2 protein-coding genes are annotated in these 1,971 nt (G+C 68.9%); both read right to left on the reverse strand.

Annotated features, from left to right (window positions below; translation table 11 throughout):
* Positions 1-142: 142 nt before the first annotated feature.
* Positions 143-427, reverse strand: coding sequence for a DUF5076 domain-containing protein (locus tag E1J50_RS26450; protein ID WP_132254998.1), 285 nt, complete (start codon positions 425-427; stop codon positions 143-145).
* A 1-nt stretch (position 428) separates the two neighbouring features.
* The gene (locus E1J50_RS26455; protein ID WP_132257236.1) at positions 429-1,880 is read right to left on the reverse strand and encodes a pyruvate dehydrogenase complex E1 component subunit beta; all 1,452 of its coding nucleotides are present in this window, start codon (positions 1,878-1,880) and stop codon (positions 429-431) included.
* Positions 1,881-1,971: the final 91 nt, after the last annotated feature.

The following is a 1,971-nucleotide window of genomic DNA, read 5'->3' on the forward strand; positions in this document are numbered from 1 at the left end:
GCGGCTCGGAACGCCGGAGGCTGGGCCGGAGGGCTTCGGCGACCCCTGGCCCGACACGGTGACGCCACTCCTGCGCGACGTCGAGGTCGGCATCGCTTGATGATCCTGAGCGGCCAAGGGCCTGGAATGAGTTCGTGAGCGGTCAGTTGAGGGCAGAGCCGGGCTCGGGATCCTCGCTGCCGCCGGAGGCGAGACCCTCCCGGATCTGCGCGAAGGCCTCCTCCTCGGTGAGGCCGGTCTCGAGCGCGTAGATGCGGGCCGCGTGACGGGCGAGGTCGATCAGGAGCACGCCCCAGGTGAAGGGGTCGTCGAAGGAGCGGCGCAGGGCGATGCTGACCGCCCCGTCGACGACGCTGGCGCGCAGGACCTCGACGCCGCCCTTCTCGAGGGCGTCGGGAGGCGGGGAGAGTTCCTGGAAATCCTTCATCTTACTTGTAGCAGACGCTTTTCGCGGCCTCGACCACCTCGGCCACGGTCGGCAGCGCGAGCTTCTCGAGATTCGCCGCGTAGGGCATCGGCACGTCCTTGCCGGTGATGCGCAGGACCGGCGCGTCGAGATAGTCGAAGGCGTCGACCATCAGGCGCGCCGCGATCTCGGCGCCGACGCCCGATTGCGGGAAGCCCTCCTCCACCGTGACGCAGCGGCCGGTCTTCTTGACGGATTCCACCACCGTGTCCGTGTCCATCGGCCGGATCGTGCGCAGGTCGATCACCTCGGCCTCGATGCCCTGCTCGGCCAGCGCCTGCGCGGCCTTGAGCGCGTAGGTCATGCCGATCGCGAAGGAGACGATGGTGACGTCCGAGCCCTGGCGGTGGATGCGCGCCTTGCCGATCGGCAGCACGAAGTCGTCGAGCTTCGGCACCGGGAAGGATTGGCCGTAGAGGATCTCGTTCTCGAGAAAGATCACCGGGTTCGGGTCGCGGATCGCGGCCTTGAGGAGCCCCTTGGCGTCGGAGGCCGTGTAGGGCGCGATGACCTTCAGTCCCGGCACGTTCGAGTACCAGGCCGCGTAATCGTGGCTGTGCTGGGCGCCGACACGCGCGGCGGCGCCGTTCGGCCCCCGGAACACGATCGGGCAGCCGAGCTGGCCGCCCGACATGTAGAGGGTCTTGGCGGCCGAGTTGATGATGTGGTCGATCGCCTGCATGGCGAAATTGAACGTCATGAACTCGACGATCGGCTTCAGGCCCGTATAGGCCGCGCCGACGCCGATGCCGGCAAAGCCGTGCTCGGTGATCGGTGTGTCGACCACGCGCCGCGCGCCGAATTCCTGCAGCAGCCCCTGCGTGATCTTGTAGGCGCCCTGATACTCGGCGACCTCCTCGCCCATCACGAAGACGTCCTCGTCCCGGCGCATCTCCTCGGCCATCGCGTCGCGGAGCGCCTCGCGCACCGTCGTCGTCACCATCTCGGTGCCGGCGGGGAATTCCTCCATCACCGGGGCCGGAGCCTTGTTGGTGATGGTGGCGGGGGCGGCGGGCGCGCGCGGCGCATCCTCGCCGCTCTTGGCCTCGGGGGCGGGCTTCTGCGCCTGCCCCTCCGCCTGCATGTCGGGTGCGGGCGCCGGCTGGCCGCCCGCATCGGCGCCGTTGCCCTTCGGCTTGCCCCCCGAGGAGGCGGCCGCCGAGACGTCCTCGCCCTCCTCCGCGATGATCGCGATCGGCGTGTTGACGGCGACGCCCTCGGTCCCTTCCTGGATCAGGATCTTGGCGAGCACGCCCTCGTCGATGGCCTCGACCTCCATCGTGGCCTTGTCGGTCTCGATCTCCGCCAGCACATCGCCGGACTTGACCGCGTCGCCCTCCTTCTTGAGCCACTTGGCGAGGTTGCCCTTCTCCATCGTGGGCGAGAGGGCGGGCATCAGGACGTTGATCGGCATCGCTTGATGATCCTGAGCGGCCAAGGGCCTGGAATGAGTTCGTGAGCGGTCAGTTGAGGGCAGAGCCGGGCTCGGGATCCTCGCTGCCGCC

It is taken from the genome of Methylobacterium segetis, assembly GCF_004348265.1.
GTDB classification, from domain to species: domain Bacteria; phylum Pseudomonadota; class Alphaproteobacteria; order Rhizobiales; family Beijerinckiaceae; genus Methylobacterium; species Methylobacterium segetis.

Excerpts from the sequence above, each read along its gene's own strand:
- E1J50_RS26450 (WP_132254998.1), bottom strand. The coding sequence starts at position 427 with ATGAAGGATTTCCAGGAACTCTCCCCGCCTCCCGACGCCCTCGAGAAG.
- E1J50_RS26455 (WP_132257236.1), bottom strand. The coding sequence starts at position 1,880 with ATGCCGATCAACGTCCTGATGCCCGCCCTCTCGCCCACGATGGAGAAG.